This window comes from Pseudomonas sp. BLCC-B112 (genome assembly GCF_028550695.1).
GTDB classification, from domain to species: domain Bacteria; phylum Pseudomonadota; class Gammaproteobacteria; order Pseudomonadales; family Pseudomonadaceae; genus Aquipseudomonas; species Aquipseudomonas danubii.
Window position 1 is genome coordinate 440,543 of record NZ_JAQQGK010000001.1, and the last position, 21,475, is coordinate 462,017.

General features: G+C 62.6%; 18 protein-coding genes. 15 read left to right on the forward strand and 3 right to left on the reverse strand.

Annotated features, from left to right (window positions below; genetic code table 11):
- The first annotated feature begins 508 nt into the window (after positions 1-508).
- The 14 genes from PQT43_RS02010 to PQT43_RS02075 all read left to right on the forward strand — a co-directional run bounded on the left by PQT43_RS02010 (position 509) and on the right by PQT43_RS02075 (position 16,499).
- Positions 509-1,234 carry a tellurite resistance TerB family protein gene (locus PQT43_RS02010; protein WP_110652331.1) on the forward strand — a complete coding sequence of 242 codons (726 nt, stop codon included), beginning with the start codon at positions 509-511 and terminating at the stop codon, positions 1,232-1,234.
- A gap of 214 nt (positions 1,235-1,448) precedes the next feature.
- Entirely contained in the window at positions 1,449-3,071 is a 1,623-nt protein-coding gene (locus PQT43_RS02015) for a methyl-accepting chemotaxis protein (protein ID WP_272753449.1), read from the forward strand.
- Positions 3,071-3,607, forward strand: coding sequence for a chemotaxis protein CheW (locus PQT43_RS02020; RefSeq protein WP_110652332.1), 537 nt, complete (start codon positions 3,071-3,073; stop codon positions 3,605-3,607). The genes PQT43_RS02015 and PQT43_RS02020 overlap by 1 nt, the downstream gene beginning before the upstream one ends.
- The gene (locus PQT43_RS02025) at positions 3,604-4,881 is read left to right on the forward strand and encodes a CheR family methyltransferase (protein WP_267269447.1); all 1,278 of its coding nucleotides are present in this window, start codon (positions 3,604-3,606) and stop codon (positions 4,879-4,881) included. The genes PQT43_RS02020 and PQT43_RS02025 overlap by 4 nt, the downstream gene beginning before the upstream one ends.
- Positions 4,878-5,564, forward strand: a complete 687-nt coding sequence (locus PQT43_RS02030; protein ID WP_102878523.1) for a chemotaxis protein CheW — start codon at positions 4,878-4,880, stop codon at positions 5,562-5,564. The genes PQT43_RS02025 and PQT43_RS02030 overlap by 4 nt, the downstream gene beginning before the upstream one ends.
- Positions 5,561-7,879 carry a hybrid sensor histidine kinase/response regulator gene (locus PQT43_RS02035; RefSeq protein WP_267269448.1) on the forward strand — a complete coding sequence of 773 codons (2,319 nt, stop codon included), beginning with the start codon at positions 5,561-5,563 and terminating at the stop codon, positions 7,877-7,879. The genes PQT43_RS02030 and PQT43_RS02035 overlap by 4 nt, the downstream gene beginning before the upstream one ends.
- Positions 7,876-8,886, forward strand: a complete 1,011-nt coding sequence (locus tag PQT43_RS02040) for a chemotaxis response regulator protein-glutamate methylesterase (RefSeq protein WP_102878525.1) — start codon at positions 7,876-7,878, stop codon at positions 8,884-8,886. The genes PQT43_RS02035 and PQT43_RS02040 overlap by 4 nt, the downstream gene beginning before the upstream one ends.
- 48 nt (positions 8,887-8,934) lie before the next feature.
- The gene (locus PQT43_RS02045) at positions 8,935-9,936 is read left to right on the forward strand and encodes a response regulator (RefSeq protein ID WP_102861333.1); all 1,002 of its coding nucleotides are present in this window, start codon (positions 8,935-8,937) and stop codon (positions 9,934-9,936) included.
- A 238-nt stretch (positions 9,937-10,174) separates the two neighbouring features.
- Positions 10,175-11,270 (forward strand): peptide chain release factor 2 gene (gene prfB, locus PQT43_RS02050; RefSeq protein ID WP_102861334.1). Its coding sequence is split into 2 segments (ribosomal slippage): positions 10,175-10,246 and positions 10,248-11,270, totalling 1,095 coding nucleotides; the frame shifts between segments, so codons are not numbered across the junction.
- A 92-nt stretch (positions 11,271-11,362) separates the two neighbouring features.
- Positions 11,363-12,865 (forward strand): lysine--tRNA ligase, encoded by a 1,503-nt coding sequence (gene lysS, locus PQT43_RS02055; protein WP_102861335.1) that lies wholly within the window; start codon positions 11,363-11,365, stop codon positions 12,863-12,865.
- 105 nt (positions 12,866-12,970) lie between these two features.
- Positions 12,971-13,687 carry a TetR/AcrR family transcriptional regulator gene (locus tag PQT43_RS02060; protein ID WP_102878526.1) on the forward strand — a complete coding sequence of 239 codons (717 nt, stop codon included), beginning with the start codon at positions 12,971-12,973 and terminating at the stop codon, positions 13,685-13,687.
- Between the two features lie 243 nt (positions 13,688-13,930).
- Positions 13,931-15,208, forward strand: a complete 1,278-nt coding sequence (locus tag PQT43_RS02065; RefSeq protein WP_102878527.1) for a flavohemoglobin expression-modulating QEGLA motif protein — start codon at positions 13,931-13,933, stop codon at positions 15,206-15,208.
- Positions 15,209-15,261: 53 nt separating this feature from the next.
- Complete coding sequence (locus PQT43_RS02070; RefSeq protein WP_272753583.1) at positions 15,262-16,176, forward strand: alpha/beta hydrolase; 915 nt, start codon at positions 15,262-15,264, stop codon at positions 16,174-16,176.
- Positions 16,173-16,499, forward strand: a complete 327-nt coding sequence (locus PQT43_RS02075; protein ID WP_102878528.1) for a hypothetical protein — start codon at positions 16,173-16,175, stop codon at positions 16,497-16,499. The genes PQT43_RS02070 and PQT43_RS02075 overlap by 4 nt, the downstream gene beginning before the upstream one ends.
- A gap of 128 nt (positions 16,500-16,627) precedes the next feature.
- On the opposite strand, the gene PQT43_RS02080 is transcribed toward PQT43_RS02075, so the two are convergent.
- The 3 genes from PQT43_RS02080 to PQT43_RS02090 all read right to left on the reverse strand — a co-directional run bounded on the left by PQT43_RS02080 (position 16,628) and on the right by PQT43_RS02090 (position 18,510).
- Positions 16,628-17,416: an OmpA family protein gene (locus PQT43_RS02080; RefSeq protein ID WP_272753450.1), complete on the reverse strand. Its 789-nt coding sequence runs from the start codon at positions 17,414-17,416 to the stop codon at positions 16,628-16,630.
- A 50-nt stretch (positions 17,417-17,466) separates the two neighbouring features.
- Positions 17,467-17,880, reverse strand: a complete 414-nt coding sequence (locus PQT43_RS02085) for a DUF4398 domain-containing protein (protein WP_016967758.1) — start codon at positions 17,878-17,880, stop codon at positions 17,467-17,469.
- A 285-nt stretch (positions 17,881-18,165) separates the two neighbouring features.
- Positions 18,166-18,510: a pilin assembly protein gene (locus tag PQT43_RS02090; protein ID WP_102878530.1), complete on the reverse strand. Its 345-nt coding sequence runs from the start codon at positions 18,508-18,510 to the stop codon at positions 18,166-18,168.
- A 204-nt stretch (positions 18,511-18,714) separates the two neighbouring features.
- Between PQT43_RS02090 and ppc the strand changes: the two genes are divergently transcribed.
- Positions 18,715-21,345, forward strand: a complete 2,631-nt coding sequence (gene ppc, locus PQT43_RS02095; RefSeq protein WP_272753451.1) for a phosphoenolpyruvate carboxylase — start codon at positions 18,715-18,717, stop codon at positions 21,343-21,345.
- Positions 21,346-21,475 lie beyond the last annotated feature (130 nt).

The following is a 21,475-nucleotide window of genomic DNA, read 5'->3' on the forward strand; positions in this document are numbered from 1 at the left end:
TGCCCCAGACATGTGCCAGATAGAACAGCGGCGCCGGCAGCGAAAGGGGCACGAGGCCGGTGATGATGCGTATCAGGTGATAACGGCCTACGGCGTCCAGGCTCATGGGCGGCACTCGTGGGCGGTGGCGCAGTTCTGTCGGGGCATGGGCGCATCCTTGCTGCCGGAAGGTCTTCAGCGATTCCGGTCGGTGGCGCCGGGTTTTTTCAGGCGGGCGATAGTGCCGTAACTCGGGGCGCTAATCCAGTCTGGCAGCCTGGGTGGGTACTGATCGAGGACCCTTGATGCAGGCATTTCTCGCGCGTGGGGGGCTTCGTTGGCAAGCCGGCTCCTGCAAGGCGATCTTGCTCGTGGTGCAGGTCATGTGTCTGGCCCGTTGTCCGGTCCTTTGTCCGGTTCCTGGGAAAGCAACATTCAGAAGCACTATCGTCCCTCTGAACCTGGGCACTTCTCTCTAGGCTTACGGCCTTATGTGTCGATGTGACACCCAATTTTCCGGAGGCGGCAGATGAACACCCGTGGATTGCTCGATCAATTACTCAGGTCCGGCCAGGAGTTGCTGCAGAACAAGGCGGGCGCGGCGCCAACGGACAAGGCCCGGCCCGATTCCAGTGGCCTTGGCGGCTTGCTCGGCGGCCAGGCCGGCGGGCTGGGTGGACTGCTGTCCGGAGCGGGCGGCGGGGCCCTGGCAGCTGGCGCCATGGGCTTGCTGCTGGGCAACAAGAAGGCCCGCAAGTTTGGCGGCAAGGCCCTGACCTATGGCGGCCTGGCGGCTCTCGGAGTGCTGGCCTACAAAGCCTACGGCAACTGGCAAGCGCAACAGGGCACTGCTCCTCGCAACGAGCCGCAGACCCTTGACCGGCTGCCGGCGCAGCAGGTGGAGCAGCACAGCCAGGCAATCCTCAAGGCCCTGGTGGCGGCAGCCAAGGCCGATGGTCACGTGGACGAGCGTGAGCGGGCACTGATCGAAGGCGAGTTCCGCAAGCTGGACAACGATCCGCAATTGCAGAACTGGCTGCACAGCGAGTTGAACAAACCCCTGGACCCGGCGGACGTGGCCCGTGCTGCCAGCACCCCGGAGATGGCGGCCGAGATGTACCTGGCCAGCGTGATGCTGGTGGATGAAGAACACTTCATGGAAAAGGCCTACCTGGACGAACTGGCGCGTCAGTTGAAACTGGCGCCGGGGCTCAAGGCCGAACTGGAAAGCCAGGTGCGCCAGAGCGTTCTCTGAAGCACCTGGGACTTGTCGTTTGCCAAGGATGGCGGTTCTGCCGGAAGGTATTGCCGAAATACCTTCTGCAAGCCTGAAAGTGCCCGCTTAGCCACCATCCAGAGCGGGTACACAAAGATGCCGAAAGTGCCATTCGGGTTGTTAAACCACCCATAAAACCTGCATCGTCCTCGGCTATACTCCTTCCATTTTTGAATGGCTTCGAGGACTGACTGTGAAGAACTGGACGTTGCGCCAACGCATTTTGGCGAGCTTTGCGGTGATTATTGCCATCATGTTGTTGATGGTTGTCGTCTCGTACTCGCGCCTGTTGAAGATCGAAGCCGCTGAAGAGCGCATGCGTGACGACGCGGTGCCCGGGGTCTATTTCAGTTCGATGATTCGCGGAGCCTGGGTCGACAACTACCGACAGACGATGGAAATCATCGGGCTCAAGCGGGACCAGGGCATCAGCGCCCAAGACCAGGAGAACTTCAAGAAATATGAAGAAAACCTGCAGACTCAGATGGCCGGTTACCAGCAGTCGATCACCACTGAGGATGATCGGATTGCGTTCGCGGCCTTCGAGAAAGACCATCAAGAGTTCAATCGCGTCATGGCCCAGGTGCTGGACCTGCACCTGCGGGACCAGAGTGCTGAGGCGATCCGCTTGTTCAACGAGCAACTGACCCCGCTCTGGATCAAGGGCCGCATCAAGCTCAACGAGCTCATCAGTTTCAACAAGCGCATAGCCGATTCTGCCACCCATGCCATCGACGATGCCGTGGCCGCAGCCAAGGTTGGGATGGGCGTATCGTTGCTGGTGGCGATTTTCGTCGCTGGCCTATGCGGCCTGCTGTTGATGCGGGCGATCATGGCGCCGATGAATCGCATCGTGAGCATTCTTGAAATCATGCGCACCGGTGACCTCAGCAGCCGTTTGAACCTGGATCGCAAGGACGAGTTCGGCGCGGTGGAAACCGGCTTCAACGACATGATGACCGAGCTCACCGCCCTGGTATCGCAGGCCCAGCGTTCGTCGGTGCAGGTCACCACATCGGTGACCGAGATTGCCGCCACCTCCAAGCAGCAGCAGGCCACCGCCACCGAAACCGCCGCCACCACCACGGAAATTGGTGCTACTTCGCGGGAAATCGCCGCGACCTCCCGGGATCTGGTGCGCACCATGACTGAAGTATCCAGCGCCGCCGATCAGGCTTCGGTGCTTGCCGGTTCCGGCCAGCAAGGCCTGGCGCGCATGGAAGACACCATGCATTCGGTGATGGGTGCCGCGGACCTGGTGAACGCCAAGCTGGCGATCCTCAACGAGAAGGCCGGCAACATCAATCAGGTGGTGGTGACCATCGTCAAGGTTGCCGACCAGACCAACCTGCTGTCGTTGAACGCCGCCATCGAGGCGGAGAAAGCCGGTGAGTACGGCCGCGGCTTTGCCGTGGTGGCCACTGAAGTGCGACGTCTGGCGGATCAGACCGCCGTCGCCACCTATGACATTGAACAGATGGTCCGCGAGATCCAGTCGGCGGTGTCGGCGGGGGTGATGGGCATGGACAAGTTTTCCGAAGAGGTGCGTCGCGGCATGGCCGAGGTGCAGCAGGTGGGTGAGCAGCTGTCGCAGATCATCCATCAGGTCCAGGCCCTGGCACCTCGGGTGCTGATGGTCAATGAAGGGATGCAGGCCCAGGCCACCGGCGCCGAGCAGATCAACCATGCCCTGGTGCAACTGGGGGATGCCAGCAGCCAGACCGTCGAGTCCCTGCGCCAGGCCAGCTTTGCCATTGATGAGCTGAGCCAGGTGGCCGTGGGCCTGCGCAGCGGCGTCTCGCGTTTCAAAGTCTGATGGATGAGTTCGCGCACAAGCGCAGCGCCGCAGCCGGGGCGCGCAGTGCTCTGTTCCTGGTGTTCCGCATCGGTCAGGAGCGCTATGCACTACAGGCCGTTGACGTGGTGGAGGTGTTGCCGCGCCTGCAGCTCAAGCCCATTGCCCAGGCACCGTCCTGGGTCGCCGGGGTCTTTGCCTATCGCGGGGTGGTGGTGCCGGTCATCGACCTGTGCGAGCTGACGTTCGGGCGTGCGGCGCAGTTGCGTACCAGTACCCGGTTGGTGCTGGTGCACTACCGTGGCGACGGCTCCCAGCCACCCCGAGTGCTGGGTTTGTTGCTGGAGCAGGCCAACGACACGTTGCGCTGCGACCCCCAGGAATTCCAGCCCTATGGCCTGGACAACCGCCAGGCGCCGTATCTGGGGCCGGTGCGTGAAGACGCCCAGGGGCTTTTGCAATGGGTGCGGGTCGATGACTTGCTGAGCGCGCAGGTGCGGGAGTTGCTGTTTCCGGCCGAGCCTCTGGACCCGGCGTCGCTTGAGGAGCTTCGATGAGCGACGAACAACGGTTTTTCGACTTTCTCAAAGAGCGAATCGGCCTGGACGTCGCCTCGGTGGGCCCGGCGATCATCGAACGCGCGGTGCGCCAGCGCAGCAATGCCCTGTATGCCCGCAGCAGCGATGAGTACTGGCAAAAGCTGCAAGGTTCCCGGGATGAGCAGCAGGCCCTGATCGAGGCGGTGATCGTTCCGGAAACCTGGTTTTTCCGTTATCCGGAATCCTTTGCCACCCTGGTCAAGCTGGCCAAGGAACGTCTGTCACAGATCAAGGGCATGCGCGCCTTGCGCCTGTTGAGCCTGCCCTGTTCCACCGGTGAGGAGCCTTACTCGATTGCCATGGCTCTGTTGGATGGCGGCCTGGCTCCCCATCAGTTCAAGGTCGACGGCCTGGACGTCAGCCCGTTGTCAGTGGAGCGGGCCCGGGGGGCGGTCTATGGCAAGAATTCCTTTCGTGGCCAGAACACCGAGTTCCGCGAGCTGCATTTTTGCGCCGAGGGTGATCGTTATCGCTTGAGCGAGCGGGTTCGCGAGCAGGTACGGCTGCAGGTGGGCAATGTCCTGGCCCCGGGCTTGCTGGCCAGCGAGCCGCCTTTCGACTTTGTCTTCTGTCGCAACCTGTTGATCTATTTCGACCAGCCGACCCAGCGTCAGGTGTTCGAGGTGCTCAAGCGCCTGACCCATGAAGAGGGGGTGCTGTTCATCGGGCCTGCCGAGGGCAGCCTGTTGGGGCGGCTGGGCATGCGTTCGATTGGCATTCCCCAGTCCTTTGCCTTCAGCCGGCACAGCGAGCCCGAGCCTGCACCAGCTCCCGTGGCCTTGCCTCAGCCCTTGTCCTTGCCCCTGCCGCCGCGCAGCTCGGTGCCTGCGGCGCCGCGCCAGCGCCCCTTTGCCGTCCGTGCAGCCCCGGCCTCGGTGGCCGAGAGCACGCCGCCGGACAGCGATGCCGCGAGCCTGCTGGCCAACATTGCCGCCTTGGCCAATGAGGGCAAGAGCGCGCAAGCCCGTGCCACCTGCGAGCGCTATCTGCAGCAGCATGAACCTGTGGCCCAGGTGTTCTATTGGCTGGGGCTGCTCAGCGATGTGGCCGGCAACGCCATGGAAGCCCAGGGTTTCTACCGCAAGGCCCTGTACCTGGCTCCCCAGCACCCTGAAGCCCTGGCGCACCTGGCGGCGCTGCTGGCATCCCAGGGCGATGTCGCCGGAGCCCAACGATTGCAGGAGCGCGCTGCCCGCAGCACTCGCACTGCCGACAGTGAGTTGAAACGATGAGCCATTCCTACTCATTGGACGTGACCCGTGAAGATGCGCAGGCCATCGACGATTGCTGGAACCGCATCGGCATCCACGGCGACAAGTCCTGCCCTTTGCTCGCCGAGCATATCCATTGCCGTAACTGCGCGGTCTACTCCGCCGCTGCTACGCGCCTGCTGGACCGCTATTCGTTGCGTCAGGAGGACCGGGAACACGCGCTGAACCTGGAGGCCGACAGCGATGTGGTCACCCGTTCGCTGCTGATGTTCCGTCTCGGCGAGGAGTGGCTGGGACTGGCGACCCGTTGCCTGCTGGAGGTGGCACCGCTGCAGGAAATCCATTCCTTGCCTCACCAGCGCTCCCGGGCGTTGCTGGGGGTGGCCAACGTGCGCGGGGCCCTGGTGGCCTGTCTGTCATTGACCGAACTGCTGGGCCTGGATGGCACACCGGTGGTCGCTGCCGCGGGGCGGGTCATGCCGCGGATGCTGATCATTGGGGCCGAGGGCGGCCCGGTGGTGGTGCCGGTGGATGAGGTGCACGGCATCCATGCCATCGACGAACGCCTTCTCAACGCTGCCTCGCTCTCCGGAGAACAGGCCAATGCCAAGTACACCCGTGGCGTGTTGCAATGGCAGGGACGCAGCCTGCGTTTGCTGGATGAAGAGCAACTGCTCTTGGCCGTGACCCGGAGCCTGACATGACCCCCGATCAAATGCGCGATGCCTCGTTGCTGGAACTGTTCAGCCTGGAAGCCGAGGCCCAGACTCAGGTACTCAGTACCGGGCTGCTGGCCCTGGAGCGCAATCCGACCCAGGCCGACCAGTTGGAAGCCTGCATGCGCGCCGCCCACTCACTCAAGGGCGCGGCGCGGATTGTCGGGGTCGATGCCGGGGTCAGCGTTGCCCATGTGATGGAGGATTGCCTGGTCAGTGCCCAGGAAGGGCGACTGTACCTGCAGCCCGAGCATATCGACGCCCTGTTGCAGGGCACCGACCTGTTGATGCGGATTGCCAGTCCCGGGGGCGCTGAGACCGTGGCGCCGGATATTCCGGTCTATGTGGCCTTGATGGAGCGCCTGCTGACTCAAGGACCGGGAACGCCAAGCGTGCCGGCCCAGGCCAGCGCCCCGCCAGAGCCGCAAATGGAAGCACCAGTGGCGCCCATGGCGCAGTTGCCGAAGGAACTGGAGCCCTTGCCGCCACCGAGCGATCCGGCCCTGGAGCCGGCAGTGAGCAGCGGGCGCCCGGGCAAGCGCATGACCGAGGGCGGCGAGCGGGTGCTGCGGGTGACCGCCGAGCGCCTCAACAGCTTGCTGGACCTGTCGAGCAAATCCCTGGTGGAAACCCAGCGGCTCAAGCCCTACCTGGTCACGATGCAGCGCCTCAAACGGATTCAGAGCAACAGCCTGGCCGCCCTGGAAAACCTCAACCTGCACCTTAAGGAGCATGCGCTGAGCCTGGAGGCCCAGGAGGCACTGGCCGACGCGCGACGCTTGCTGGCCGAGTCCCAGCAACTGTTGGCGCTGCAGACCGCCGAGCTCGATGAGTTCGGCTGGCAGGCCAGTCAACGGGCCCAGGTGCTTTATGACACGGCCCTGGCCTGTCGCATGCGGCCCTTTGCCGATGTCCTCACCGGTCAGGTGCGCATGGTCCGCGATCTGGGGCGCAGCCTGGGTAAACAGGTACGCCTGGAAGTCGAAGGCGAGAAAACCCAGGTCGACCGCGATGTGTTGGAGAAACTCGAAGCACCGCTGACTCACCTGCTGCGCAATGCCGTCGACCACGGCATCGAGCTGCCCGAGCAGCGCCTGCTGGCGGGCAAGCCGGCCGAAGGGGTGATTCGTCTGCGGGCCTCGCACCAGGCCGGTCTTCTGGTGCTGGAACTCAGTGATGACGGCAACGGCGTGGATCTTGAGCGCTTGCGCCAGAGCATTGTCGAGCGTCAGCTGTCGCCGGCCCAGACCGCCGCCCAGCTCAGCGAGGAAGAACTCCTGACTTTCCTGTTCCTGCCGGGCTTCAGTCTGCGGGACAAAGTCACCGAGGTTTCCGGACGCGGCGTCGGCCTGGATGCGGTGCAGCATATGGTGCGGCAGTTGCGTGGCGCGGTGGAGCTGGAGCAGACCAGCGGCCAGGGCAGCCGTTTCCACCTGGAAGTGCCCTTGACCCTGTCGGTGGTGCGCAGCCTGGTGGTGGAGGTCGGCGACGAGGCCTACGCCTTTCCGCTGGCCCATATCGAACGCATGTGCGACCTGGAGCCCGAGTCCATCGTCCAGGTGGAGGGGCGCCAGCATTTCTGGCACGAGGGGCGGCATGTGGGCCTGGTGGCCGCCAGTCAGCTGTTGCAGCGGCCGGCGACCGAGACCGACGCGCCGACTCTCAAGGTGGTGGTGATTCGCGAGCGTGATGCGGTGTACGGGATCGCCGTGGAACGCTTTATCGGCGAGCGCACCCTGGTGGTGCTGCCGCTGGATGACCGCCTGGGCAAGATCCAGGATATTTCCGCCGGGGCCCTGCTCGATGATGGTCGGGTGGCGCTGATCGTGGATGTCGAGGACATGCTGCGTTCGGTGGACAAACTGCTCAATACCGGCCGCCTGGAGCGCATCGCACGTCATCACCAGCAGCATGCACAGGCTGCGCGCAAGCGTATTCTGGTGGTGGACGACTCACTGACGGTGCGAGAGTTGCAGCGCAAGCTATTGATCAATCGCGGCTACGATGTGGCCGTTGCAGTGGACGGCATGGATGGCTGGAATGCCTTGCGTTCGGAAAGCTTCGACTTGCTGATCACCGATATCGATATGCCGCGAATGGATGGAATTGAATTGGTCACACTCTTGCGTCGCGACAATCGCCTGCAATCCCTGCCGGTGATGGTGGTGTCCTACAAGGATCGTGAGGAAGACCGGCGCCGTGGACTGGATGCCGGCGCCGACTACTATCTAGCCAAAGCCAGTTTCCATGACGACGCCCTGCTCGACGCAGTGGTTGAGCTGATTGGAGGAGCGCGGGCATGAAGATAGCGATAGTCAACGACATGCCCATGGCCGTGGAGGCGTTGCGCCGGGCCCTGGCCTTCGACCCCAGCCACGAGGTGGTGTGGGTCGCCACCAATGGCGCCGAGGCGGTGAAATACTGCGCCGAACTGACGCCGGACCTGATTCTCATGGACCTGATCATGCCGGTCATGGATGGTGTCGAGGCCACGCGGCGGATCATGGCCGAGTCGCCTTGCGCCATCGTGATCGTCACGGTCGACCGCCAGCAGAATGTGCACCGAGTGTTCGAGGCCATGGGCCATGGCGCCCTGGACGTGGTGGACACCCCGGCCCTGGGCGCGGGCAATGCCCAGGAGGCGGCGGCGCCGCTGCTGCGCAAGATCCTCAATATCGGCTGGCTGATCGGCCAGCGCGGCAGTCGGGTGCGCTCGGCGCCGGTGCCGCTGCGCAGCGGGGCGCCACGCCAGAGCCTGGTGGCCATTGGCTCTTCCGCCGGTGGCCCGGCGGCCCTGGAAGTGCTGCTCAAGGGCTTGCCAAAGGACTTTCCCGCCGCCATCGTGCTGGTCCAGCATGTTGACCAAGTGTTCGCCGCCGGCATGGCCGAGTGGCTCAGCAGCGCGTCCGGCTTGCAGGTACGGCTGGCCCGGGAAGGCGAGCCGCCGCAAAGCGGCACCGTATTGCTGGCAGGCACCAACCACCATATCCGCTTGTTGAAGAACGGCACCCTGGCCTACACCGCCGAACCGGTGAATGAAATCTACCGGCCCTCCATCGACGTGTTTTTCGAGAGTGTCGCCAGCTATTGGAATGGCGATGCGGTGGGGGTGCTGCTGACCGGCATGGGTCGCGATGGTGCCCAGGGCTTGAAGTTGATGCGCGATCAGGGTTATTTGACCATCGCTCAGGACCAGAACAGTAGCGCGGTGTATGGCATGCCCAAGGCGGCCGCTGCCATCGATGCCGCCGCAGAGATTCGCCCACTGGACAAGATTGCTCCACGTTTGCTGGAGATATTTGCCAAATGACTGAAAAACGCAGCTGTCCTGGCCAGGTAGCAACTCAGGTGACAACCCATGAATGATTTACAGCTCGACGAATTCAAGACCGACGAAAACGCCGCGATGGTGTTGCTGGTGGATGACCAGGCCATGATCGGCGAGGCCGTTCGGCGTGGGTTGGCGAATGAGGAAAACATCGACTTCCACTTCTGCGCCGATCCTCACCAGGCCATCGCCCAGGCCATCCGCATCAAGCCCACGGTGATCCTCCAGGACCTGGTGATGCCAGGGCTGGATGGCCTGACCCTGGTGCGCGAGTACCGTAATCATCCGGCGACCCAGAACATCCCGATCATTGTCCTCTCGACCAAGGAAGACCCGCTGATCAAGAGTGCGGCCTTTGCCGCCGGGGCCAACGACTACCTGGTCAAGCTGCCGGACAACATCGAGCTGGTGGCGCGCATCCGCTATCACTCGCGCTCCTACATGACCCTGTTGCAGCGCGATGCGGCCTACCGTGCGTTGCGGGTCAGCCAGCAGCAATTGCTGGACACCAACCTGGTGCTGCAGCGACTGATGAACTCCGACGGCCTGACCGGGCTGTCCAACCGTCGGCACTTCGACGAATACCTGGAGCTGGAGTGGCGTCGGGCGATGCGAGAGCAGAGCCAGCTGTCGTTGTTGATGATCGACGTCGACTACTTCAAGACCTACAACGATACCTTCGGCCACCTGGAAGGGGATGAAGCCCTGCGCAAGGTGGCCACGGCGATACGCGAGGCCAGCAGCCGGCCTTCCGACCTGCCGGCGCGTTACGGCGGCGAAGAGTTCGTGCTGGTGCTGCCCAATACTTCGCCGGGCGGGGCGCGACTGGTGGCGGAGAAGCTGCGCCAGACCGTGGAAGCCCTGAAAATCCCTCATATCGTGCCGGTGGAGGGCGCCAGCCTGACCATCAGCATCGGTCTTTCCACTGTAACGCCGCAGCCCAACAGCCATTGTCGGCAGTTGATTTCGGCGGCGGACAAAGGGTTGTACCTGGCGAAGAACAACGGTCGCAACCAGGTAGGGATCGAGTAGCGGCTCTGGGGGGGGGGCGGCTCATGGCCTGCGGGTAGCGGGCTGGCCCCGGCTGCCTTTCGGACCCGGGCGCAGATGGATCAGGGCGGTAAAATGGCGCCTACGCGCGAATTTCAGTGGTTCGCTCACTGAAATTAGATGGCTGATTGGCCGCTAAAGCCGCTAAGCGGGCTGCCGTGATTCGGTGATTCCGTTATAATCTCCGGCTTTCAAAAGTTCGCCAACGAGTGCCGCCCCCATGGAAATCAACCCGATCCTTAACACCATCAAGGACCTGTCCGAGCGCTCCGAAACTATTCGGGGGTATCTTTGACTACGATCAAAAGCATGAGCGTCTGACCGAGGTCAATCGCGAGCTTGAAGATCCGAGTGTCTGGAACAAACCCGAATACGCCCAGGAACTGGGCCGCGAGCGCGCTGCGCTGGCACAGATCGTCGAGACCCTGGACGAGCTGAACGGCGGTCTGGCCGATTGCCGCGACCTGCTGGACATGGCCGTCGAAGAAAACGACGAAGGTGCAGTGGGCGATGTCGTCGCCGAACTGGCCCGTCTCGAGGAAAACCTCGCCAAACTAGAATTCCGCCGCATGTTCAGCCACGAAATGGACCCGAACAACGCCTACCTGGACATCCAGGCCGGCTCCGGCGGTACCGAGGCTCAGGACTGGGCCAACATCCTGCTGCGCATGTACCTGCGCTGGGCCGACAAGCGCGGTTTCGAAGCGACCATCATGGAGCTGTCGGCCGGTGAAGTGGCCGGAATCAAGGGCGCGACCGTGCACATCAAGGGCGAGTACGCCTTCGGCTGGCTGCGCACCGAAATCGGCGTGCACCGCCTGGTGCGCAAGAGCCCGTTCGACTCCGGCAACCGTCGCCACACCTCGTTCTCGGCAGTGTTCGTCTCGCCCGAGATCGATGACAAGGTGGAAATCGAGATCAACCCGGCCGACCTGCGGATCGATACCTATCGCTCCTCCGGTGCCGGTGGTCAGCACGTAAACACCACCGACTCGGCCGTGCGTATTACCCACGTACCGACCAACACCGTGGTCAGCTGCCAGAACGAACGCTCCCAGCACGCCAACAAGGACACCGCCATGAAAATGCTGCGGGCCAAGTTGTACGAGCAGGAAATGCAGAAGCGCAACGCGGCTTCCCAGGCCCTGGAAGACACCAAGTCGGACATCGGCTGGGGTCATCAGATTCGCTCGTACGTGCTCGACGCGTCGCGGATCAAGGACCTGCGCACCAACATCGAACGCAGCGACTGCGACAAGGTGCTCGACGGCGACATCGACGAGTACCTGGAAGCCAGCCTGAAGTCCGGCCTGTAAAACCCTGTAGGAGCCGGGGGGACGACGAGTCCTTGCCCGGCGCCCCCCGGCCGCAGGCCGGGGGCAACGAACCTGATGGAAAATTTAAAGACATGAGCGACCAACAACTCGACCCGCAAGCCCTGCAACAGGAAGAAAACTCCCTGATCGCCCTGCGCAAGGAAAAGCTTGCTGCCGAGCGCGCCAAGGGCAATGCCTTCCCGAACGACTTCCGCCGCGAAAACTACTGCGAAGATCTGCAGAAAAAGTACGCCGACAAGACCAAGGAAGAGCTGGCAGAGGCGGCGATCCCGGTCAAGGTTGCTGGTCGCATCATGCTCAACCGTGGCTCGTTCATGGTGATCCAGGACATGACCGGTCGCATCCAGGTCTACGTCAACCGCAAGACCCTGTCCGAAGAAACCCTGGCCGCGGTGAAAACCTGGGACATGGGCGACATCATTGCCGCCGAAGGCACCCTGGCCCGTTCCGGCAAGGGTGACCTGTACGTTGAAATGACCCACGTGCGCCTGCTGACCAAATCGCTGCGTCCGCTGCCGGACAAGCACCACGGCCTGACCGACACCGAGCAGCGCTACCGCCAGCGCTACGTTGACCTGATCGTCAACGAAGACGTGCGTCAGACCTTCCGCGTGCGTTCGCAAGTCATTGCCCACATCCGCAGCTTCCTGATGAAGCGTGACTTCCTCGAAGTCGAAACGCCGATGCTGCAAACCATTCCTGGCGGCGCCGCGGCCAAGCCGTTCGAGACTCACCACAACGCCCTGGACATGGAAATGTTCCTGCGCATCGCGCCCGAGCTGTACCTCAAGCGGCTGGTGGTTGGCGGGTTTGAAAAAGTGTTCGAGATCAACCGCAACTTCCGTAACGAAGGCGTTTCGACTCGTCACAACCCTGAATTCACCATGTTGGAGTTCTACCAGGCCTACGCCGACTACGAAGACAACATGGACCTGACCGAAGAGCTGTTCCGTGAACTGGCGCAGCTGGTGCTGGGCAGCACCGACGTGCCGTACGGCGACAAGGTGTTCCACTTCGGCGAGCCGTTCGCCCGTCTCTCGGTGTTCGATTCGATCCTCAAGTACAACCCTGAGCTGACGGCCGATGACCTGAATGACATCGACAAGGCTCGCGCCATCGCCAAGAAGGCCGGCGCCAAGGTTCTGGGCTTCGAAGGTCTGGGCAAGTTGCAGGTGATGATTTTCGAAGAGCTGGTGGAGCACAAGCTGGAACAGCCGCACTTCATCACCCAGTACCCGTTCGAGGTGTCGCCGCTGGCTCGTCGCAACGACGAGAACCCCAACGTCACCGACCGTTTCGAGCTGTTCATCGGCGGCCGCGAGATCGCCAATGCCTACTCCGAGCTCAATGACGCGGAAGATCAGGCCGAGCGCTTCATGGCCCAGGTGGCCGACAAGGACGCCGGTGACGACGAAGCCATGCACTACGACGCGGACTTCGTCCGTGCCCTGGAATACGGCATGCCGCCCACCGCCGGTGAAGGCATCGGTATCGACCGTCTGGTGATGCTGCTGACCAACTCGCCGTCGATTCGCGACGTGATCCTGTTCCCGCACATGCGGCCGCAAGCTTAAGTGTTGTGAATAAGAAGCCGCCTTTAACAGGCGGCTTTTTATTGTCTGGTTGGAACTGACGTACCGCTTCTAATTCTGTGTGATTTTCAAGAGGGAATATCTGTCGTGAACCGCGCAATTGCTCAAGAAGGTGCAGCCGGCATCGCCACTGCGGTGGCTGAAAGTGTTCAGTACCAGGGGCGTAAGGCCAGCCGGCAGGGCAGTGAGCAGCGTAGACAGGACATTCTTGATGCCGCCATGCGCATTGTGGTGCGTGACGGCGTGCGGGCCGTGCGCCATCGCGCGGTGGCCGCCGAAGCCGGCGTGCCCTTGTCGGCCACCACCTATTACTTCAAGGATATCGATGACTTGCTCACCGATACCTTCGCTCAATATGTGGAACGCAGCGCGGCGTTCATGGGCAAGCTGTGGGCCAACAACGAAGGGTTGCTGCGAGAAATGGTCGCCTACGGTGATGGCAGTCCGGCGTCTCGCTCGCAGCTGGCCGACGACATCGCTCGGCTGACCGCCGACTATGTGCAGCGCCAGTTGAGCACCCGCCGTGAGCACCTGATGGCCGAGCAGGCCTTCCGCCAGGAAGCCTTGCTCAACCCGCGCCTGGCGCAGTTGGTGCGCTCGCACCAGCAGATCCTGCTCCACGGCACCTGTCAGTTCTTTCAGGTCTTGGGCTCGCGGGAGCCGCAGCAGGATGCCAAGGTGTTGACGTCTATAATCGGCCGGATGGAGTATCAGGGCCTGCTCAACGGCGCTGAGCCGCTGGCGGAGGAAGAGATGCTCGGCATTCTCACGCGCTACATGCATCTGGTTCTGGCTTCGGTCTGACGCGCCCCACACGGCTGACCGGCTGCGGCCTGTCGGCTGAGGCCCACGCCAGCGGCTACAGTCATTCTGGTGTTCAAAGGAGAGTTGCATGCAAGCCTGGCGCATTCTGATTGCCCCGTCGTTCCCGCTGCTCAGCGGTTGCCAGATGCTCTTCAAGGACCCGCTGCCGGCTGAACAGGCGGCGCCTACCCAATTGCTGGGCAAGTGACCCCGCGCTACAGACCCATTCAATAGGAGTTTCGGGTGGACGATTACCAGCAGACGATACGCACTTTGTCCGATCGCATAGTGCTGGCCCAGACACCGATCCGGGTGCTGGATGCGGTGAAGTGGGACGAGAACATCCGCAAGGGCTTTCTCAAGGCCAAGGGCAAGGAAATGCCGGCGGTGGACCGCGCCTACTACGAAGGGCGGCCGCTGTCCTTCGACTCTGGCGCGGTGAAACTGGAGTTCCAGAACATTGAGCGCGACATCACCCGCCAGTTGGGCCAGTTCAACCCGGTGGGGCAGATCATGCGCCGCATGTGCAAGGAATACCGCATGGTGGTGCGCATGCTCGAAGCCCGGGGGACCGCTGATTTCGGGCTGATTTCCCAGGAGCTTTATGGCGCCGCGTCCGATGCCTTCCACGCCGGTGATCCGACTCTGGCAGACCTCGGGCTGATGATGTCCGACTACCTGAACAACATCGACGGGCGTGGCGATCTCAAGGACGAACCCAAGATTCTCAGCGCCAAGGAGGCGGTGAGCCTGCTGCAAAGCCGGTTGAACAAAGTGTTCGGCGAGGCCGAGGAAACCATCCGCGTATTCGAGTCCGATGGCATTGTCGCCGACGCGGCGGCGGGTGCCGACTACATCAAGATCCGCAGCGATGCGATGTTCAACAACCGGGACGTGCGGGCGCTGGAAGTCCATGAGGGGTTGGTGCATGTGGGCACCACCCTCAACGGGTTGAACCAGCCGATCTGCACCTTCCTGGCCAAGGGCCCGCCGTCGTCCACGGTGACCCAGGAAGGCCTGGCGATCCTGATGGAGATCATCACCTTTGCCTCCTACCCCAGCCGCCTGCGCAAGCTGACCAACCGCACCCGAGCCATCCACATGGTGGAGGAGGGCGCGGACTTTCTGCAGGTGTTCGAGTTCTTCCGTGAGCAGGGTTTCGAGATGGCCGAGAGCTACGGCAACGCCAGCCGGGTGTTCCGCGGTTCGGTGCCCAACGGGCTGCCGTTTACCAAAGACTTGTCCTATCTCAAGGGCTTCATCATGGTTTACAACTACATTCAGCTGGCTGTGCGCAAGGGCAAGCTGGAACAGATCCCCTTGCTGTTCTGCGGCAAGACCACCCTGGAAGACATGCGCACCTTGCGCCAACTGGTGGATGAAGGCCTGGTGGTGCCACCCAAGTACCTGCCCGACCAGTTCCGCGACATGAATGCGCTGTCGGCGTGGATGTGTTTCTCCAACTTCCTCAACCACCTGAGCCTGGATCGGATCGAGGCGGACTACTCCAATATCCTTTGAATTTTTCCGGGGGCACACATGGACGTATTCATAGATGCACGGATGGGCCGATGATGCGTTTGTTGGCCGCACTGACGTTGCTGCTGTGCCTCACCGGCTGCAGCTCGTTGCTGTTCTATCCCGAGCCCGGGCTGCCCTTTACCCCCGAACGGGCCAAGCTCGAATACCGTGACATTACCCTGACCACCGCCGACGGCCTCAAGCTGCACGGCTGGTGGCTGCCGGCCAAACCGGGGGTGGCCGTCAAGGGCACGGTGCTGCACCTGCACGGCAACGGCGGCAACCTGGCTTGGCACCTGGGGGGCAGTTGGTGGTTGCCGGAGCAGGGCTATCAGGTGTTGCTGCTGGACTACCGCGGATATGGTTTGTCCGAAGGTGCGCCGAGCCTGCCGGCGATCTACCAGGACGTCGATGCCGCGTTCAAGTGGTTGGACCAGGCCCCGGAGGTTCAAGGCAAACCCTTGATCGTCCTCGGACAAAGCCTTGGCGGCGCCCTGGCCATTCATTATCTGGTGGAGCACCCCGAGCGTCAGGCCCAACTCAAGGCCATCGTCCTCGACGGCGTGCCGGCCAGCTACCGTGATGTCGGGCGTTATGCCCTGAGTACGTCCTGGCTGACCTGGTCGTTGCAGGTGCCTTTGTCGTGGCTGGTGCCAGACGCCGACAGCGCGGTTCACCTGCTGCCGCGCCTGACCGGCGTGCCGAAACTCATTTACCACAGCATCGATGATCCGATCGTGCCCCTTTCCAACGGCATCCGGGTGTATCAAGCTGCGCCGCCGCCGCGGGTCCTGCAACTGACCCGCGGCGGCCATGTGCAAACCTTTGCCGATCCGACCTGGCGCCGCGTGATGCTGCGCTACCTCGATGATCCGCAGCATTTCGACGGGTTGCGCCGCCTGGGGGAAATCCCCAACTACCCGGCGACGCCGAATTCAGCAGTTGAACCTCCAGAGAGTCCGCAATGAGTGAAGAACGTAACGCCATTCCAATGATCATCACCGGTATCTGCAGCATCATCGGCACCGTGGCCTGCCTGTGGTACTACGGTTACCTGCACTTCGCCAAACCGGAGGACGCGCTGCTGCTCAGCGATTTCACCATGCTCAAGACCGTGCCCGGCGAGGACTACAAGATCTCCCTGCAACCGGCCGATGAAGTGGCCCAGTGCATCGATGGCGTGCTGGTGTTGTTCGACACCCAGCAGAAGGGCTTGACCGGGGTGCTGGTGAACAAGAAGAAGCAGGCCGTGCGCTGCATGGGGCAAGAGACGCCGCAACTGCAGCAGTGATCGGTTTACCGGCCAGCCGGTTCCCATCTGGATAACCGCATAAAAAAACGCCGCCGACCTGAAGAGGTCGGCGGCGTTTGGTTTTACCTGCCTATAGTTTTACCTGCCTATATAAGCAGGGCGCTCCATCAGTTGCGGCTGATGGCCGAGCGTGGCGCTACCGGCTGGTTGTCGTTGGAAATGGTCACTTCCACACGACGGTTCATGGCACGACCGGAAACGCTGCCGTTATCGGCCACCGGATACTCCTTGCCGTAACCCTGGCTGACGATACGCGCCGGGTCGACGCCCATGCGGATCAGGGCCATCTGCACCGAGCCGGCACGGCGCTCGGACAGGGACTGGTTGTAGGAGTCGCTACCGGTGCTGTCGGTGTAGCCTTCGACGATCACCTTGCGGTCCGGGTTCTGCTGGAGAAATTGCGCCAGCTTGTTGATGTTCACCAGACCATTGGATTTCAGGTCGGACTTGTTGGTGGCGAACAGCACGTCACCGAAAGTCACCAGGGTGCCGCGATCGGTCTGCTTGGCGTTGAGGCTGTCCTGCAGTTGCTTGATCTGCGCGTTACGGGCATCGAGGATGGCGCGGGCGCGCTGGTCGCCGGCGTCCTTGAGCTTGGCTTCGGCGGTGCGCAGGGCGATGGTTTCCTTGGCCACTTCAACCCGCTGGTTGGTCAGGTAGGCCAGTTGGTCGACTTTCTTCTCGTCTTCCTTGTTCAGGTAAGCCTTGTCGGCCTTGTCCATCCAGTCGGCGGCATCCTTGGTTTCCAGGGCCGCGATTTTGCTCGCCTGCGGGTTGGCTTGCAGGCCGGAGAAGTTGGTCCGGGCGTTTTCCAGGTTGGCGTTAGGTGGGGTGGAGCAGGCCGCCAGGGCTACGCTCATGGCCAACAGGGCAGGGATCATCAGTTGTTTGCGCATAATGGTTCGTCCTTTCAATCAAATACGAGTACGTGGGAATCGGCGGCGGCTTACTGCACGCTGCGCATACCTTCCTGACGCAGTTCCTGAACGCCTTTCTGCGAATCTTTCAGCGCCTGTTCGGCCTTGGCGGCCTGGGCCTTGCGTTCGGCGACACGGGCATCCCACTCGGCTTGTTCAGCCAGGCGACGGGCTTCGTCGTACTTCTTGTCGTGCATGGCAATCTCGGCTTGCTTGAGCTTGTCCTGGGCCGATTTCATTTCCACGGCGGCGAATTCGGTGCCGCCTGCGCTCACTGCGCTGTTGACCGCAGATTGCGTGACCGCGTACTGCTCGGAAGGCGGGTTACCGGCACAACCGGCCAGTACCATGCTGCTACCGAGGGCCAGCGCGGCCAGTTTCAGCCCGCGCAGAGAGGTGAACGAGGATTTGGCAGTGCTGATCTTCATGGTCTTCAACTCCATTGGGTAACTCCTGAAAAACATCAATATCCATCCCGGTCCTGGCGCCGTGACGCTGAGTGACGGGCGCTGATGGCAAAATTTGAAACGGCCGTTCCAGTGATGGCTAATGGGTGTGACCCGAGGCTTTTTTGAATAGTTCAGAGAAAGATGGCGATTGGCCGGAAAAAAATCTGACGCCTTGGTCAGGGCTCTAAATCGGGAACTTTTGCTGTGCGCAGGGGTATCCCCGGCCCTTTTCAGGGCCGGGAACGATGGTTTTCATCAGGGAAACGAGAGACGGTGGACTCAGTGTTTGGGCTTGTCGGCCTGGCTTGAGATCAACTGCAGATGTTGACGTGACAGGGCCAGAAAGCGCGGGGTGGGGCCGACATCTTCGTACAGCGGATCACCTTCCTCGTCGGTGGCCACTACGTGCTGACCCTGGATGTAGGGGAAGCTGGCTTCCAGCTCTTCCAGGGCGGCGCCGATCAGTTCGCCGAGCAGTTCCTCGGTCTGGCGTTTGGGGTACATCTCGGAGAGTGCGGCCAGGCGCGCGGCGGCTTCCACATCCAGGTGAATCCGGTAGCCGGTCTTGGTCAGGCGACCCTTGGCGTTTTCTTCCCAGTGTTGCGCAAGTTCACGGATTTTCATGATGACCTCAATGAACGCCTGCTTGTGGCAAGTTGGGTTGAGTGACCGGCCCGGGCCGGTGCGTGGCCCTTGTGCGGTCTACTGTTGAGACTAGCTCCATCGCCGAAGGTTGGGCGCCGGTTTGCCACGTGCTTGCTAAGGGATGCCTGCAAGCGGCACTCTTGAGCCTTCCGTGCCGCCTTGAGTCTGCTGGAGAACACCTCGATGACCGATATTGATGCGCGCTTGCGCGAAGACGTTCACCTCTTGGGAGAACTGTTGGGCAATACCATCCGTGATCAGTACGGGGAGGCTTTCCTCGACAAGATCGAGCAGATTCGCAAGGGCGCCAAGGCCGATCGACGGGGCTCGCCCGGGGTCGAATTGAGTGCCAGCCTCGACCAGTTGAGCGAGGACGAACTGCTTCCGGTGGCCAGGGCCTTCAACCAGTTCCTCAACCTGGCGAACATCGCCGAGCAGTATCAGTTGATCCACCGCCGCGACGAGTCGCAGCCGGCGCCGTTCGAGGCCCGGGTACTACCGGAGCTGCTGGCTCGGCTGCGGGCTGCTGGGCATTCTGCCGATGCTCTGGCCCGGCAGTTGGGGCGCCTGGAGATCGAGCTGGTGCTCACTGCTCACCCCACCGAAGTGGCGCGCCGCACCCTGATTCAGAAATACGATGCCATCGCCGGGCAACTGGCGGCCCAGGACCATCGCGATCTCACCAGCGCCGAGCGCGGGCAGATCCAGGAACGCCTGCAGCGCTTGATTGCCGAAGCCTGGCACACCGAGGAAATACGCCGTACTCGGCCGACGCCGGTGGATGAGGCCAAATGGGGTTTCGCGGTGATCGAGCACTCCTTGTGGCAGGCCATTCCCAACTACCTGCGCAAGGCCGACAAGGCGTTGTTCGAGGCTACCGGGCTGCACCTGCCGTTGGAATCGGCACCGATCCGCTTCGCTTCGTGGATGGGCGGCGACCGGGACGGCAACCCCAATGTCACTGCCAGCGTGACCCGGGAGGTACTGTTGCTGGCGCGCTGGATGGCTGCCGACCTGTACCTGCGGGACGTCGATCACCTGGCCGCCGAACTGTCCATGCAACAGGCCAACGCGGCCTTGCTGGCCAGGGCCGGGGACAGTGCCGAGCCGTATCGGGCGCTGCTCAAGCAATTGCGCGAGCGTCTGCGGGCCACCCGTAACTGGGCGCATGCAGCGCTTGGCGCTCCGGTGCCGGCGGGTGCCGAGGTATTGCAGAACAACCGTGACCTGCTGGAGCCGCTGCAACTGTGCTACCAGTCGCTGCATGAATGCGGGATGGGGGTGATCGCCGATGGCCCATTGCTCGATTGCTTGCGGCGGGCGGTGACGTTCGGCCTGTTCCTGGTGCGTCTCGATGTGCGTCAGGACTCCAGTCGGCACACCTCGGCCATGACCGAAATCACCGACTATCTGGGCCTGGGCCGCTATGAGGACTGGAGCGAGGAAGATCGCATCAGCTTCCTGATGCGCGAGCTGAGCAGTCGCCGTCCCTTGCTGCCGGGTTATTTCAAACCCTCGGCTGACACGGCGGAGGTGCTCGCTACCTGTCGCGAGATCGCCGTCGCCCCGGCGGCTTCCTTGGGTTCCTACGTGATTTCCATGGCGGGCGCGGCCTCCGATGTACTGGCGGTGCAGATGCTGCTCAAGGAGTCTGGGGTGCTGCGGCCGATGCGTGTGGTGCCCCTGTTCGAAACCCTGGCGGACCTGGACAACGCCGGGCCGGTGATGGAAAAACTGCTGCACATGCCGGGCTATCGCTCACGCCTGCAAGGGCCTCAGGAAGTGATGATCGGTTATTCCGACTCGGCCAAGGATGCCGGGACCACCGCTGCGGCCTGGGCGCAATATCGGGCTCAGGAACGGCTGGTGGATATCTGCCGTGAACAGCAGGTGGAACTGCTGTTGTTCCATGGCCGCGGCGGTACTGTGGGGCGCGGCGGCGGTCCGGCCCACGCGGCGATTCTGTCGCAGCCTCCGGGTTCGGTGGCGGGGCGCTTCCGCACCACCGAGCAAGGGGAAATGATCCGTTTCAAATTTGGCCTGCCGGACATTGCCGAGCAGAACCTCAACCTTTATCTGGCTGCGGTACTGGAAGCCACCTTGCTGCCGCCGCCGCCTCCGGAGCCAGCCTGGCGTCACCTGATGGACGAGCTGGCCAGCGACGGGGTCCAGGCCTATCGCGCGGTGGTGCGGGACAACCCGCAGTTTGTCGAGTACTTCCGCCAGTCCACCCCGGAGCAGGAGCTGGGACGCCTGCCCCTGGGCAGTCGGCCGGCCAAGCGCCGTGCCGGTGGCATTGAAAGCCTGCGGGCTATCCCATGGATCTTCGGCTGGACTCAGACGCGCCTGATGCTGCCGGCGTGGCTCGGCTGGGAAGCGGCCTTGAGCAAGGCGCTGGCCCGAGGCGAGGGTGAGTTGCTGGGGCAGATGCGTGAGCAATGGCCGTTTTTCCGCACTCGCATCGACATGCTGGAGATGGTCCTGGCCAAGGCCGATGCCGACATTGCCCGTTCCTATGACGAGCGCCTGGTGGAAGCGGAACTGCTGCCATTGGGTGCGCATTTACGCGACCTATTGTCGCAGGCCTGCGCGGTGGTCCTGGGCCTGACCGGGCAGTCGCAACTGCTGGCCCACAGCCCCGACACCCTGGAGTTCATCCGCCTGCGCAATACCTACCTCGACCCGCTGCATCTGTTGCAGGCGGAGTTGCTGGCGCGCTCGCGCAAACAGGAGGCGCCGCAAGGAAGCCCCCTGGAACAGGCGCTGCTGGTCTCCGTAGCGGGTATCGCCGCCGGTTTGCGCAATACCGGCTGAGGTTGCAGAGGGCTGTCGGCCTGCTTTGGCACGGCCCTGATCGGGACAATCCCAAGGTGTCGCTCAGATTCATCTGGCGACACTTTGTTATGGGGTTGCGACTTGTTCTACCGTGCCGATGGGGCACAAA